Here is a 15,463-nt window from a genome sequence, read left to right as displayed (position 1 = left end):
TGTACACCAATTTGAGGTTTAGTCAATTTAGTTCATCCTTTCATAATTAAATACCTTTAAGTGTTATAATGTTATTATAAATTATGTGAAAATTAGCAACATTGTAAAAACGTGAAAAAAGATTGTTTTTTGAGAGGAGGACTTAAATGATTGGAGATAAGGCAATAAAATTTCAATTTGATTCAATCTCATTGCCATACGAAGGTGAATATGCAGCATGACATAAAATCAGCGATGGCCATTTTGGGAATGAACTGCATTATCATGATCATTATGAAATATTTTTTTTTATTATCTGGGAACTTGCTTTACACAATTGAAGGTAGAAAATACAAATTAGACGTTGGCTCAATGCTTATCATTACACCTTATGAATTTCATCAATTAAACGAACAAATGGATGGGCATGCGGAACGTATTGGTTTGCGTTTTGATTCCCAATTATTAGAAAGACTGTCTAATGAATCTGTGGATTTAACTCAATGTTTTGATACACAATCATCTCAATTTAAAAATTTACTACAATTAAATGAGTCACAAAAAAGAGAGTTATATTATTTATTACAGGGATTAATTAATGAACAAGATAATCAAAAATTTGGAAAATCACTGGCAGAAGAAGCAATATTAACGCAATTTTTTATACTATTAAATAGAATTTTCATAGAGAACGAATCATCAACGCATAATGATGATCCAGAAGCACAACTTGTTCGACAAGTATTAGACTATATAGAATTACACTATGCAGATCAGATTTCGTTAGAAGATATTGAAAAGAAATTTTTAGTTAGTCGTTATAAAATACCCCAACATTTTACGCGTTTAGTTGGCTACCCACCTTATCGCTATTTATTAAATAAACGACTTCAAAATGCACAACGTATGTTAAAAAATGGTTATAGTCCACAACAAGTTGCAATACAGTGTGGTTTCAGTGATTATTCTAATTTCTACAGAAGATTTAAAACATCTTATGGTTGTAGTCCAAGAAAATATTATCAGCAACATTTAACGTCATGATGCATAAAAGCATATGAGGTTATCAGTCGCCTGTAATTAGATTGGTATTTATTGTGGTGATTATTGAACAAAATTAAGCAGTAGCTATGATGATAAAAGACCAACAATTTAAGGAGATGTGATGAAAGTAAATGCATTACACTACTCAGCTTCCGTAAATTAATGTAGAACAATGCTAAAAGCTACATAAATTAACAGGCATGACATAATAATATTAAATAGTAATTCATGTTTGGTAATCCATTCTTTTAAGAGCGTACCTATAGCAGCCCAACTCAAAGTACCTAGAAAGCCAATAAAAGCCAATAAAATTACTAAATTCAATTGCACTATCCAATTGGAATAATTAAGTGTCACAAAAGTTGAGATAACTGTTAATGCATAAATTACACCTTTTGGATTAATAAATTGAAGTATCATTGCATATTTTATATTACTATATTTTTCATCAAAGGATTTTTTTGGGCCACCGATTGAACTTATTAATACTTTATAAGCTAAATATAAAAGATAAATAAAAGCAAAAATTTTCATGTATATTTCAATTTTAGGAAAAACTGTATTGAGTGATTCATTAAAAATGTTGGATAAACATAGTAAAGCTAAAAAACTCAATCCAACACCTAATGAAAAACGAAATGCTTTTTTAAAGGTTAAATTTTGCGAGAAAAACAAGGCCATAATATTGTTTGGACCTGGTGTAAAGCTTGCTACAACAGCATAAACCAGCATGTTGAGTAGTAACAACGCACTCCCCCCCTATCGTGAAAAACGTTATAAAGTTTTTAAATGCGTTATAACGTTTGTACTTTAAAGTATACTTTATGTGCGTTATATTGTAAATAGAGGTGTTTAAAGAATGAAAGAAATTAATGATATTATTGCTGAAAATTTAAAACTCTATAGAAAACAAAATGGATATTCACTGGAACATTTATCGTATCTTACTGAAGTAAGTAAAACGATGCTAGGACAAATTGAACGTAAAGAATCTATACCATCTATTACGACACTTTGGAAAATAGCTAATGGTCTAAAAGTTTCATTTACTGAGCTTACTCAAGAAAATGATGAAATCATTAGAAAGATCACTTTGAATGATATTCAACCTTTAGCATCAGAAGATAATAAATATCAAATTTATCCGTATTTTAAATTTGATATTGAGAAAAAATTCGAAAGCTATATGGTGCTTATTGAGCCTGGAGGGACTATGAGCGGTGAACCACATGGATCTGGCACTATGGAATACATAACCGTATTTGATGGCACATTGACGCTTATATTAGCAGATGAGCAATTTATCATTAAAGAAAATGAATCAATAAAGTTTAATGCGAATATGTTTCACAATTATGCTAATAACCATGATACAACGATTCGTATAAATATGGTTATACATTATTAACAATAAAGGCATCGACACCACTAAAATGTGGAATCGATGCCTTTGTTTTATAGTATATAGAAACAGTCTATTAGGATTAACGATTATCATATTGACTTGTTTATAATGCCGCTATTTAATTTATTAAACGATTAAAAATCATTTCTTTTTTATTGATAACCCCAATTAGTACCTTGAAACACGTAATTACCAGCGGCAATTTTTACAGATTTTATATTTATATAAACACCTTTACTTATGTCTAGGGATGAACTAGCCATAGCACGTAGGAGACTACCAATAGAAACACTTAAAGGATCGCTTGTAGCCAAAGTTGCGAATAATAATTTTTTCAAAATCATTCCATCTTCTCTACTTAATTATTTATATCAAATATATTATATCATTTTATAATGTAAGCGATTTATTTTTTGCTGAGTGTTTGATTTTATTTCATAACTGTTGTAATATGCCTGTTTTTTGTCACAAAATACAAGCTAGTAAATCAAAGGACTCATAATTTAGGAAAGATTCCGTGTGTATTTCAAAAATGCATAAATACATAAAAAATACAACGACGTTAAACGCCGTTGTATTAGGGTTAGTAAACTATTTTGTGTTGTGGATTAAGATTCTAATAGTAAATCTTCTGGGTTTTCAATTAATTCTTTGATTGTTTTTAAGAATCCTACTGCTTCTTTACCATCGATAATTCTATGATCATAGCTTAATGCAATATACATCATTGGGCGATTTTCAATTGTATCTGCATCGATAGCAATTGGACGCGTAATAATTGAGTGCATACCTAGAATTGCAGCTTGGCTACCATTGATAATTGGTGTAGACATCATTGAACCAAAGATACCGCCGTTGGTAATCGTGAATGATCCATTAACCATGTCGTCTAAACCAAGTTTTTTGTCGCGTGCTTTCTTCGCTAAGTTGCCAATTTCATCTTCGATTTCAGCAAAGTTTTTCTTATCGCAATCTCTGACGAAAGGTACAAGTAAACCATCTTCTGTAGATACGGCAACTCCAATATCATAATATTGTTTAGTAATCATATCGTCTCCATCAATTTCAGCATTGACTTCAGGATATTTCTTCAATGCAGCAACTGCAGCTTTTGTGAAGAATGACATGAAACCAAGTTTAGTACCGTCGTGATCTTTAATAAATTGTTCTTTTTTACGTTTACGTAAATCCATAACATTTGTCATGTCAATTTCATTAAATGTAGTTAACATAGCTGTGTTATTAGAAACTTCTAATAATTTTTTCGCTGCTGTTTTCTTACGACGAGACATTTTTTCTCTGATTACAGGTTTTGATGGATTTTGTTGTGTTAGTTTTTTCGTTTCTTCTTTAGCAGCCGGTTGTGCTTGTTGTTGGGTGCTTGTTTGAGTTTGGCTTTGATCAACATGTTCTTTTCTAACTACATCATTTGAAGCTGCAGCTATTTCAGATAAATCAATACCTTTTTCGCGTGCGTATTTACGTGCAGATGGTGTTGCATTAACGCGTTGGTTATTATCTTGTGATTTATCATCTGTATCATTGCTAGTTGCTTCAGCTGGTTGCGCTGATTTGTCGTCTGTAGATGTTTCAGTTTCTTGTTTAGGTGCTTCTTGTTTCGCAGGTGCTTCTGAAGTGTTATTACCACTGCCTTCACCTACAACTGCAATAGCTTGGCCTACTTCAACCGTATCGCCTTCATTTGCTAATAATTCTTGAAGTACACCAGCTTCTTCTGAAACGACTTCAACGTTAACTTTGTCCGTTTCTAATTCAACGATAGCTTCGCCTTTATCAACGCTATCACCGACTTGTTTTAACCATTCTGCAATGGTACCTTCTGTTATGGATTCTGCTAATTCTGGAACTTTTACCTCTGGCATGCTTAACTTCCCCCTAGTTAATGTTTGTACTTTGTTCTATTATCATATTTTGTACGAGTTTGTGAATTTCACCGTCACCTTCAGCTGGCGCTGAACGTTGTATACGACCATGATAACTCAAATCGTATTTGTCTGTTGTTAACTCTTTTAGATAAGGATATACGAATGACCAAGCCCCTTGATTTTTAGGTTCTTCTTGTACCCAAGCTACATGTTCTAAATTAGGTAACTCGCTTAACAATGCATCGATTTCATCTGCAGGGAAAGGATACAATCTCTCTACTGCTACAAGTAAAATTGACTTATTTGGATTTTTTGTCAGATACTCTTTTAAATCAATAAACATTTTTCCTGAAGCTAAAATAACTTTTTTAACAGATGCTTTATTATGTGCTTCTGGTAAAATAGGTTCGAATTTACCTGAAGTGAATTTGCTGATAGGATCTGCAACTGTTTTATTACGTAATAAACTCTTAGGCGACATCACAACTAAAGGTCTCATAGATTGTGTACCTAAGTTAGCAGCTTGTGCACGTAATAAATGGAAATAGTTACTAGAGCTAGATAAATTAACAATTGTTGAATTATTTTCACCGGCAAGTTGTAAAAATCTCTCTAAACGTGCTGATGAGTGTTCAGGACCTTGTCCTTCAAATGAATGTGGTAAGAATAGTGTTAGCCCAGAACGTTCGCCCCATTTGGCACGAGAACTAAATAAGAAATTATCAAAAATCATTTGAGCCATATTTGAAAAGTCACCATATTGGGCTTCCCAAATTGTCATACATGATTTATTTTGAATATTATAACCATATTCAAAGCCCACTACTGCGGCTTCAGACAATGGTGAATTACGCACTTCAAACGTTGCTTTTTGGTCAGGCACATTGTGTAATGGAACATATTGTGCGCCTGTGTCAGGGTCATGTAATACAGCATGACGATGACTAAATGTACCACGTTCACTGTCTTGGCCAGTTAAGCGTATAGGTCTACCATTTTGAGTTATTGTAGCAAATGCTAATTGTTCTGCTTGAGCCCAATCAACTAATCCGTCTTCACTTTCAAATGGTTCTCTACGTTTTTCTAATACTTTGTTAAGTTTTTTCAGTACATTGAAATCTGATGGGTACGATAGCATTGCATCGTTGATTTCTTTGAGTTGTTCATAGCTTACTTCTTCATCTTTAGTTTGGATTGGTTCTGCCAGACTATCTGGTTTTTGCATATCTGGATTATCCATTTTATCGTTTTTATCGATTTTGTCATGAGCTGCACGTAATGTATTTTGAACATCATCAAAAATTTGATTCATTTGATTTTCAGAGATAATGTTTTCATTTACGAGTTGTTTACCGTATAGGATATCAACAGACTCATGCTTACGTATTTCATGATATTGTAGTGGGTTTGTGATGGATGGTTCGTCCATTTCATTATGACCGTAACGACGATAGCCGACTAAGTCAATCACGACGTCTTTGTTAAATTCTTTTCTAAATGCCATTGCAATTTCTATTGCTTCGATTGTAGCTTCAACGTTATCTGCATTGACATGCATGATTGGCACATCATAACCTTTAGCAACATCTGAAGAATATGTTGTTGAACGGCCATCTTCAGGTTCAGTCGTAAAACCAATGCGGTTATTAGTAATGATGTGAAGTGAACCACCTGTTGAATAACCTTCTAGATTACCTAAATTCATTGCTTCAAAGTTAATACCTTGACCTGGGTAGGCAGCATCACCATGTATTAAAATCGGCATTGATTTTTTAAATTCAGTAGTAACTGCACCTGGTTTATCTGTTGTATCTTGATTTGCACGAGTCTTACCTAATACTACTGGTGCGACGATTTCCAAATGACTTGGGTTATTTGCTAATGAAATGCGTTGTTCACTACCGTAAGATTGCGTAGTTTTAACACCACCAAGATGATATTTAACGTCTCCAGTCCATCCTGAAGTTAATTGTAGGCTACCGTCTTCAGGTAAGAATTTCATAGAATCTATGTGCATAAATTCAGAAATCATCATTTCATAAGGCTTTTCTAATACGTGGGTTAATACATTTAATCTACCACGGTGTGCCATACCTATTTGAATATTTTGTATGCCTTCATCGCTCGCAATTCTTAATGTCTGTTGAAGCATTGGTACTAAAGTATCTACACCTTCAATAGAAAAACGTTTTGCGCCTACGAAGTTTTTATGAAGATACTTTTCAAAACCTTCAACATGAGCTAAATTTTTAAATAATTCAATTTTTTGATTGTCATTCAATGTTGCTTTGTATGGAGTTTCAATTCTGCGTTTTAACCATACACGTTCACGATTATTATTGATGTGAGTATATTCAAAGGCGATAGGACCTTTGTAGCGTTTTTCCATACGCACAATCGCTTCATAAGCATTATCATATATGTCTTTAAAATGTTCAGACACAATACCTGCTGAAATAGATTCTAATGTTTCTTGATCTAAGTTGAAGTCTTCCATGTTTAATTTCGGTACGTTTTCTCTTTGAGGTCGGTTTACAGGATAAATATCTGCCAATAAATGCCCATATTGACGAATGTTATCGATTAGGCGCATAACACGTTTGATTGTGCTATCTCCTTTAGTCACATTTGATTGACCTTCTGTGTTTGTTGCGATGTTTGCTTCACCGTTTTTAATTGTACTAAATAGGACTTGTAAATCTTCTGGAACTGCACTAGGATCGTCTAGATATATGTCATATAAGTCTAAAACATATCCAAGATTTGCTCCGAAATTTACAGGTGCCTCGGAAACCTGACTTTCGTTGCTCATATTACACCCTCCACAAAATAGTTGAAACGCTTACAAATCAATAATAGCACTTATTATATACAAATTAAAGTACCAATAGCGCACTTATTACTAAAAAAGCAGAACCTTTTTTTACTTTGGTTCTGCTCATAAGTTTTATATATAATAGGGTAACATATATGTTGTTAGAAAAAACATTTTGCACCAATTAGTTTTGAATGTTAAAAAGTAATCTTAAACGTTGTATATTTATCAACTTCACTATCGACATGTATAGTACCATTATTTAGTTCTATGATTTTTTTAGCGATAGATAATCCCAATCCATTACCACCTAATTTGCGAGAACGTGATTTATCAACTCTATAAAATCTATCAAAAATAAATTCTATATCTTCTTTAGGTATACCCACACCGTGATCAGTAATTTCAATAGAAATTTGTTTGTTTCTCAACTTTGTTTGTATCTGAATGTATTTATTTATCTGATCATATTTCATAGCATTATCAATAAAGATGATCAACATTTGTTCAAATTGATAACGATCAATTTTTATGTTTAATGGTTTAGGAAACGCATCGAATTCAAATGTATAATCACTGTGCAATTGTGATAAAGATTTAATTCGAGATGCAATCTCTTGATTTATCTCAACATTTTCAATTTCACCGTCTCTACTGTTATTATTGTCTTTTGTAAGTAATAATAGTTCTTCTACAAGTTTTGTAATTCTTGTCATTTCTTCTAATGAAATATCTAAAGACTCTTCTAATATAGCAGCATCTTTTTTACCCCAGCGATTGATGAGATTAAGATGGCCTTGAATGATCTGTAAGGGAGTACGTAATTCATGTGACGCATCTTCGACAAATTGTCGCTGTTGATTAAAAGATTCTTCCAATTGGAGCATCATCTCATTAAATGTCACAATTAAGTTGTCTGTTTCTTCGTAATTTGTACTTAATTCTACTTTTTCTTGGAAACCATCTCTTCGAATTTGTTGCATCTTATTCGACATCAATATTAATGGTTTTGTAATTTGCGAAGAAAAGAAATAACTAATAATTGCAGTTATAAACGTTGCTATCACACCAAATATTAGAGCGATAAAATATAAAGAGTTTACAAGTGCTTTATAGTCTTCTAAAGAATGCACTATCACACTGTAACCATTAAATTTTGGTGACTCAATATGATCTGTGATGATGAGATAATCTTTTTTGTGATCACTTTTAACTGCTATACGATTTACATTTGTCGGTACGATATTCGGAGAAAACGTAATGGAGTTATCATTTGATGTTTCCATTAATTTGTGACCATCTTCATTAAATAATATGACTTTTTGAAAATTACCTAAGGATGCATTTAAATCAAGTGGTGTGACGTGTTCAATTTGTTTAGATTCAAATAATTTAACTATATCTTCCGAACTACGTTCAGCCTCATCTACTTCATTATGTCTTAATGAAGTACTGAGGAAGAAAATGATTATGATGCTAAAAAGAAAAATGGTTAAAAACGTAATCGTCGTAGTAATCAACATCCATTTAGTTTTAAGTTTACGTTGTTTCATTGTCTTACCACGTACCCTACACCGCGTACTGTTTCGATACACTTATCTTTACCAAAGGGTTTTAATTTGTTTCTTAAATATCGAATGTAAACATCTACTACATTTGTTTCTACTTCTGTATCGTATCCCCATACGTCCGTAATGATTTGTTCCCTTTGCAGAACGTGGTTTCTGTTTTCAGCTAGTAAAAATAACAAATCATATTCTGTTTTTGTTAAATCAAGTGGTTGTCCATCCACAGTGACTTTAAAAGCATCTTTATCTATAATGATGCCTTTGATATCGATTAGATTCTTTTGTGGTTGTCTTCGTAACATAGCTCTGATTCTTGCTAATAATTCTTCTATATCAAACGGTTTAACGATATAATCATCCGCACCGTAATCCAAACCAGCCACCTTATCGTAAGTATCACTTTTAGCAGTGATGATAATGATAGGTGTAGTTTGATTTTGACGAATCTGACGACAAATTTCTAAACCATTTATATTTGGAAGCATTAAGTCTAAAAGAATTAAATCATAAGTATTTGATAATGCTTTTTCTAAACCAGGCTTCCCATCGTATTCAATATCTACGTCATAATTTTCATGTTCAAGTTCAAGCTCTATAAAACGCGCAAGGTTTTGCTCGTCTTCTACTATTAAGATTTTTGTCATATGTAGCACCTCAAATTATATATTATAATAAATGCTTGTTTGTAGAAAGTTATTGCATAAAAATTTCAAAATGTTTTTAAAATACTTCATGATTTTAATCACTTTTATTGTAATATATAGGTATTTCATAAAATTTGAAAAAATTATTCGAATTTAATTGACAATCATTCTCATTGTTGTATAATGTAATTGAAAATGATTATCAATACCGAAAATAAGACATTCCCCCCACACATATTTCGTTCTTATTTGGATTGATCATTTTCAAAAACATCCCCTTTTATATGCCCGTAAAAGACTAACGTTGCGAGACAACGTGAATATAAAAACCGGTTTTACATTGTGAAATCGGTTTTTATAATAAATTTTGACACATAAAAGCAGTTAGATGAATTTATTCACCTAACTGCTTTTTTACTGTGTTTTTAAATGAATTATAAGTTACATCAGACACTATGGATGCACATAAGTTGAATTGAATGGAATTATACTTGCAATTTATGGCGTAATATTAATGTTGATAATACGACACAGAATGCGCCACCAATAATACCTGCTATAATATCTGTAGGATAGTGTACACCAAGATAAACTCTTGATGACGATATCATAATGATAAATAAAGCTGAGAGACCAATCATAAAGGCTTTAGATTTACCCTTCATAACTCGATTGGCGATATATATCGTACTTCCAAAGAATGCTGTAGAACCCATCGCATGACCACTCGGGAAACTAAATCCTGAGATATCAATAAGTCGAAGTAGCGTTGGACGTTCTCTATCAAAGATATTTTTAAGTAATGGGTTTAATGTACTCGATAAACTCATTGCAATTGCGAAAAATAAAGCCTCAATATTTAAACGTTTTAACATTAAATAAGCAACGAGCAACAGAGATAAACAAACCATTGCCCAAACTTCTCCAACTTTGGTTACACCGAGAAATATCGTTGTGGTGATGAAACTTTTAGAAGAATAAATGAACTCATATACTTCATTATCAATCCACTTTCCCAGTCTTGATTCGTGGAAGAATGCAATGATGCCAAATATTAACGTAAAAATAATGAGTAATGATATTCTTTTCCAACGACTCATTGCATGTACCTCCTATTCGCTTAAAGCATCGTTTATTATCTTTTGGAATAAATCCTGACGCGTAAAGCTTTCTTTATATGTTTGCATTTGTTTAATGATATCATCGCGATTGGTTTCAATTTCTCTCAATTGTGTTTTTAATTCATTTTCAGTTAATGTATCTTCGAGAATTGTTTTACCAAATCCTTTTGATTCAAAATGTTTAGCATTGTCAATTTGGTCGCCACGTGATTGATCTAAACCTAAAGGAATTAATAACATTGGAATGCGTAGCGCTAAAAATTCATAGATAGCGTTAGAACCAGCACGACTAATCACTGTATCTGTAATAGCAAGTAAATCCGTTAAATCATCTTTAACAAATTCAAATTGAATGTAATCTTTAGTGCCAACATATGAATTGTCTAATAGCCCTTTTCCAGTTAAATGAATGACTTGGTAAGTCTCTTGAAGTGTCTCGAGATTTTGTCTTATAATGTCATTCAATTTTTTACTGCCTAGACTGCCACCCATGACTAATAATACTTTTTTATCATTATTAAATTCTGTCAGTTGATAACCTCTATGTTTATCTCCAGTTTTTAAGTCTTCTCTCACTGTTGCACCAACAAAATCTGCTTTATCTTTAGGTAAATAATTTAATGTATCTTCAAAGGTAGTATATATTTTTTTAGCGAATTTTAATGAGATTTTATTTGCTAAACCAGGTGTTAAATCAGATTCATGTATAATCGTAGGGATTTTTAAAGATTTTGCAGCAATAACGACTGGTACTGAAACAAATCCCCCTTTAGAAAATAGTAAATCAGGCTTTTCTTTTTTTAGCACACTTCTAGCATCTAATACACCTTTTAACACCTTAAATATATCTTTAATATTATCCCAAGAAATATACCTTCTTAATTTACCACTAGATATAGAGTGGTATTTAATTGAAGGTAATTGAGATTCAATCATTTCACGTTCAATCCCATTTTTTGATCCGATATAAAAGGTATCGTATCCTTCTTCTATTGCAGTTGGAATCAAACTTAGGTTTACGGAAACATGTCCAACTGTACCTCCACCGGTAAATGCGATTTTCGTCATAATATAACCTCTATTCTTCTAAATTTTTATAATAGGCATAAAATGGTTCACCTTTATTAAAAGGATGATAATCAATTTTTGCTTCGCCTACTTTGCTAAAGCCAAATTTAGTAAACAGTCCTTGTGCGCGCTTATTTAAAGCAAATGTATCGGTTAATAACACATGAATATTATGATCCAGTGCTAAATTAACTGCAAAATCAAATAGTTGCGTTGCAGTACCTTTATATTCAGATGATCCTGCCAATCTATGAATAACATAGGCACCTTTTCTGTCAATTGGCCATTCTAATTCATCATACCATTCTGATTGCTGTTGGTCGACAACTATAAAAGCATAAATAATAGAATTTTCTTCTAGAACAAAAAGTGTGTCTTTTTCAATATCTTCTTCAAAATGTTCTTCTAAAGGATAATGTTCATCCCATTGATTGTTGTTGTCTTGCTTCATAATAGTTTTAGCTTCTTCTACAATGTTTAAAATACTAGATAAATCATTTTTATTTGCTTTTCTAATCATAAACCGATGACTCCTCTTAAATTAATTTAGTTTTTTTAAAAGCTCATTTAATACCGTGTCTTCTTTGTTTGCTTTTTCAACAAGTTGCTGTGTGAATTTTTCATTCGTTGACTTGTTAAATGTGCCATTTACATCTAAATTATTTTTCTTTTGGAAGGATTTGAGTGCATCCTCTAGTTCGCTATCAAATTCAGTAGACTGATTATTAATATGATAGCCTAATGCATTCAATCCCACCTTCATTGTTTTAACATTTTTATCATCGTCACCCAACTGATATGTTTTATTGCTTGGGATAACATTTAATGATTGATATGCAGGTTCTTCTATTTTCTTATCAGGAGTAATGCCTTTTCCATGAATATAATGAGATTTTGGCGTTAACCATTTCATATTAGTGAATTTTAATAATGAACCATCTTCAAATTCTCGTGTAGTCTGCACAATGCCTTTACCAAATGTTTTTGAACCATAAACTTTGGCTTTATTATAATCTTTCATAGCACCTGTGAAAACTTCTGAAGCACTAGCTGAGCCTTTATTTACTAAAATAGAAACATCCATATCTTTGGCTTCTTTTGAGGCATCATTTGAAGCCTTAATTGCTTCTTTATGTTTGCCTTTTTCTAATTGAACAACTGTTTCATTTTTATCAATGAAAATGTTTGCCATTTTAACAGCTTCATCTAATAAGCCTCCAGGATTATTACGTAAATCCAATACAATTTTACGGATGCCATCTTTGTGTGCTTTAATGATGGAAGATTTTAATTCGCCTGATGTACTATTTTGGAATTTATTGATAGTAAAGACACCGACATCGCCATGTTTTTGGTATTCAACACTTTTGACATGAATTTTATCTCGTTTTATTGTGATGTCGTGAGCTTGCCCACCGCGTTCAATGGTTAGTGTTACTTTTGTACCTTGTTTTCCTCTAACTTTTTTAACAATTGCTTCTAAAGGCTGTCCTTTAATCGATTTACCATTCACTTTAGTAACCACATCTTTAGGCTGAATTCCGGCCTTTTCAGCAGGTGATTGTTTCATAGGGCTTGTAATTTGAATTTGATTCCCTTTCTTTTGCATTTCAGCCCCAATACCTACAAAATCACCTGATACATCTTCATTAAATGATTTAGTTTCTTTTTTGGTCATATAGTCTGAATAAGGGTCATCCAATTTTTTTACCATACCATCAATCGCTGCTGTCCCCAGCTCTTCTGAACTAGTATCTTTATAGTATTCATCATCTAGTGTTTGATAAACTTGCTCTACTTTTTTCATCTCATCACGTTGATCACTATTTAAACCACTTGTCCAATGACTGATGCCAATCGTTGCAAATACTGCAATCATAGCAGTTACAAGTATTGTAACTATTAATATAATAATAAAGTGACTACGTTTGAAATTTATTTGTTTCTTTGTTGATTGCGATGATGCTTTTTCATTTACTTCTTGATTCACTTCAGTTGTGTCTTTACTTTCTGACATTTAATCACTTCCAATACATATGTAAAAAATCATTACAAATAAAATGAGCTGGGATTGAATCATTTAGATTAATCCCAGCAACAAATGATACCTTATTATTTTAATATATTTTAATCGTGCTACTCAAATGTTAAAGTAATTAAAATTTTAACCATTCGGTATATTCCTCGTATAAATCATCAAAAACGGATAATGAAATAGTATAATGCCCTTGTGTTTCTATATAATCTGACAGTATATGAAAGTCTTTTTCATGTTTTGGAAAAGATAAATCATCAAATATTTCTTCTGCTAATTCACCTTTTTCATCTTTACGCCCACGTGCTGTAAGGGCAAAATGATAAAATGAATGGTCTTTCATTAGTTCATTGTCACATCAACAATTTTAGTTTCACCTTTAGTCAAAGTTGTTACATCAGCCACTGAAATAGATGCTGTGTTGTCAGAATTTGTGATAATAATTGGTGAAACAACTGATTTTGCATTTTCTTTTATATAGTCTAAATCAAATTTTAATAATGGGTCTCCAACGTTAACAACGTCGCCACTTTCAACTAGAATGTCAAAGCCTTCACCATCTAATTGCACGGTATCAAGACCAATATGAACAAGTAATTCTAGGCCATTTTCAGCTTTTAATCCAATAGCATGTTTCGTTGGGAAAACATTATCTACCTTACCATCGATTGGTGAAACAACTTCACCTTCTGTTGGATTTATACCAAAGCCTTCACCCATCATTTTTTGAGCAAATACTGGATCTGGTATATCTTCGATTTTTACATATTCCCCAGTGATTGGTGCATAAATCGCGCTTTCTTTATTGACCTCTTTGCCTTTACCAAATAATTTTTTAAACATAATATGTTCGCTCCTTATTTTTCAAAATGTGGTATTAAATCTCCATATCCTAGTTCTTCTAATTTTTCATATGGTATAAATTGTACAGCTGCTGAATTAATGCAATATCTCAGACCGCCGCTTTCTTTTGGTCCGTCATTGAATACGTGACCTAAATGGCTATTTGCATCTTCAGAACGTACTTCAGTGCGCACCATGCCAAATGTTTTGTCGACTAATTCAACGATTTCTTCATCGGCTAATGCCTTAGAAAAACTTGGCCAACCACAATCTGATTCGAATTTTTCTTCAGAAGTGAATAATGGTTTACCTGAAATTTTATCAACGTAAATACCTTTTTCAAAGTGGTTCCAGTATTCGTTTTGAAATGGCGGTTCTGTACCATTTTCTTGTGTAACTAAATACTCCATTTCATTTAAATCATTTTTATTCTTTTTAATCATTTTGTTTCCCCCAATGCTTTTCTATAAAATTTTTCCGACCTGATCCACGTTGATACTGTTCATAATGCAATGGATTCTTTTTATAGTAATCCTGATGATAGGTTTCAGCTGGATAAAAGTTTTTATATGGTTTAATGGGTGTAATGACAGGTTTGTTAAAGATACCTTGTTCATTTAATTGTTGAATTTTAGCTTCGGCTGCTTTTTTCTGATTTTCATCATGATAAAAAATAGCAGGCTCATAATGTTCTCCACGATCAAAAAATTGACCACCGTTATCAGTAGGATCAAACGTTTTGAAATAAACGTCTAATATATTTTCGAAGGAAGTAATTTCTGAGTTATAAGTAATTTGGACTGCCTCGACATGCCCAGTTTGATTTGTACTTACACTTTCATAAGTTGGGTTATCTGTATGTCCACCACTATAACCAGAAACAACGTTTTCGATACCAGGATATGAAGTGAATGGTTTAACTAAACACCAAAAACATCCTCCTGCTAATGTCGCATAAGCCATAATATACCTCCTATATCTATTTTGTCATAAAGTTACCATTATTTTAAGCGATTTGCTATGAAACTGTTTATATATTAAATAAGACCAATTTC

At 32.2% G+C, this 15,463-nt stretch carries 16 protein-coding genes; 2 read left to right on the top strand and 14 right to left on the bottom strand.

The features are described from left to right. Positions 1-210: 210 nt before the first annotated feature. Positions 211-1,023, top strand: a complete 813-nt coding sequence (locus ACM6UH_RS07960) for an AraC family transcriptional regulator (protein WP_225791755.1) — start codon at positions 211-213, stop codon at positions 1,021-1,023. A gap of 159 nt (positions 1,024-1,182) precedes the next feature. Here ACM6UH_RS07960 and ACM6UH_RS07955 read toward each other — a convergent pair whose 3' ends face one another. Further along, the gene (locus ACM6UH_RS07955) at positions 1,183-1,770 is read right to left on the bottom strand and encodes a LysE family translocator (protein WP_225791754.1); all 588 of its coding nucleotides are present in this window, start codon (positions 1,768-1,770) and stop codon (positions 1,183-1,185) included. Positions 1,771-1,882: 112 nt separating this feature from the next. On the opposite strand from ACM6UH_RS07955, the gene ACM6UH_RS07950 reads away from it, so the two are divergent. Continuing rightward, positions 1,883-2,431 carry a helix-turn-helix domain-containing protein gene (locus ACM6UH_RS07950; protein ID WP_011303108.1) on the top strand — a complete coding sequence of 183 codons (549 nt, stop codon included), beginning with the start codon at positions 1,883-1,885 and terminating at the stop codon, positions 2,429-2,431. A gap of 149 nt (positions 2,432-2,580) precedes the next feature. Here ACM6UH_RS07950 and ACM6UH_RS07945 read toward each other — a convergent pair whose 3' ends face one another. The 13 genes from ACM6UH_RS07945 to msrA all read right to left on the bottom strand — a co-directional run bounded on the left by ACM6UH_RS07945 (position 2,581) and on the right by msrA (position 15,371). Continuing rightward, positions 2,581-2,772, bottom strand: coding sequence for a hypothetical protein (locus ACM6UH_RS07945; RefSeq protein WP_047503783.1), 192 nt, complete (start codon positions 2,770-2,772; stop codon positions 2,581-2,583). A 264-nt stretch (positions 2,773-3,036) separates the two neighbouring features. Next, positions 3,037-4,311: a dihydrolipoyllysine-residue succinyltransferase gene (sucB, locus tag ACM6UH_RS07940; RefSeq protein WP_011303107.1), complete on the bottom strand. Its 1,275-nt coding sequence runs from the start codon at positions 4,309-4,311 to the stop codon at positions 3,037-3,039. Positions 4,312-4,324: 13 nt separating this feature from the next. After that, a complete protein-coding gene (locus ACM6UH_RS07935) occupies positions 4,325-7,126 on the bottom strand; it encodes a 2-oxoglutarate dehydrogenase E1 component (protein ID WP_048787362.1) in 2,802 nt (933 codons plus the stop codon). 200 nt (positions 7,127-7,326) lie between these two features. Beyond that, a complete protein-coding gene (locus tag ACM6UH_RS07930) occupies positions 7,327-8,652 on the bottom strand; it encodes a HAMP domain-containing sensor histidine kinase (RefSeq protein WP_371806930.1) in 1,326 nt (441 codons plus the stop codon). 26 nt (positions 8,653-8,678) lie between these two features. Beyond that, positions 8,679-9,341 (bottom strand): response regulator transcription factor, encoded by a 663-nt coding sequence (locus ACM6UH_RS07925; RefSeq protein WP_002483297.1) that lies wholly within the window; start codon positions 9,339-9,341, stop codon positions 8,679-8,681. Between the two features lie 485 nt (positions 9,342-9,826). Then, positions 9,827-10,441: a phosphatase PAP2 family protein gene (locus tag ACM6UH_RS07920; protein ID WP_048787364.1), complete on the bottom strand. Its 615-nt coding sequence runs from the start codon at positions 10,439-10,441 to the stop codon at positions 9,827-9,829. Between the two features lie 12 nt (positions 10,442-10,453). Further along, positions 10,454-11,530: an undecaprenyldiphospho-muramoylpentapeptide beta-N-acetylglucosaminyltransferase gene (locus tag ACM6UH_RS07915; protein ID WP_011303102.1), complete on the bottom strand. Its 1,077-nt coding sequence runs from the start codon at positions 11,528-11,530 to the stop codon at positions 10,454-10,456. 10 nt (positions 11,531-11,540) lie between these two features. After that, entirely contained in the window at positions 11,541-12,050 is a 510-nt protein-coding gene (locus ACM6UH_RS07910; RefSeq protein WP_002483294.1) for a GNAT family N-acetyltransferase, read from the bottom strand. 21 nt (positions 12,051-12,071) lie between these two features. After that, entirely contained in the window at positions 12,072-13,547 is a 1,476-nt protein-coding gene (locus ACM6UH_RS07905; protein ID WP_048787365.1) for a S41 family peptidase, read from the bottom strand. 139 nt (positions 13,548-13,686) lie between these two features. Continuing rightward, positions 13,687-13,908: a YozE family protein gene (locus ACM6UH_RS07900; RefSeq protein WP_002483292.1), complete on the bottom strand. Its 222-nt coding sequence runs from the start codon at positions 13,906-13,908 to the stop codon at positions 13,687-13,689. Next, positions 13,908-14,408, bottom strand: coding sequence for a PTS sugar transporter subunit IIA (locus tag ACM6UH_RS07895; protein ID WP_047503798.1), 501 nt, complete (start codon positions 14,406-14,408; stop codon positions 13,908-13,910). The genes ACM6UH_RS07900 and ACM6UH_RS07895 overlap by 1 nt, the downstream gene beginning before the upstream one ends. Before the next feature lie 14 nt (positions 14,409-14,422). Then, the gene (gene msrB / locus ACM6UH_RS07890) at positions 14,423-14,851 is read right to left on the bottom strand and encodes a peptide-methionine (R)-S-oxide reductase MsrB (RefSeq protein WP_002483290.1); all 429 of its coding nucleotides are present in this window, start codon (positions 14,849-14,851) and stop codon (positions 14,423-14,425) included. Next, positions 14,844-15,371: a peptide-methionine (S)-S-oxide reductase MsrA gene (msrA, locus tag ACM6UH_RS07885; protein WP_002483289.1), complete on the bottom strand. Its 528-nt coding sequence runs from the start codon at positions 15,369-15,371 to the stop codon at positions 14,844-14,846. Before msrA ends, msrB begins: the two co-directional genes overlap by 8 nt. Positions 15,372-15,463: the final 92 nt, after the last annotated feature.

It is taken from the genome of Staphylococcus sp. LKG4-2 (genome assembly GCF_050955665.1).
Taxonomy (GTDB): domain Bacteria; phylum Bacillota; class Bacilli; order Staphylococcales; family Staphylococcaceae; genus Staphylococcus; species Staphylococcus saprophyticus.
Note: the sequence above shows the minus strand (reverse complement) of the source record. Positions and strands in the feature narration are given on the sequence as shown.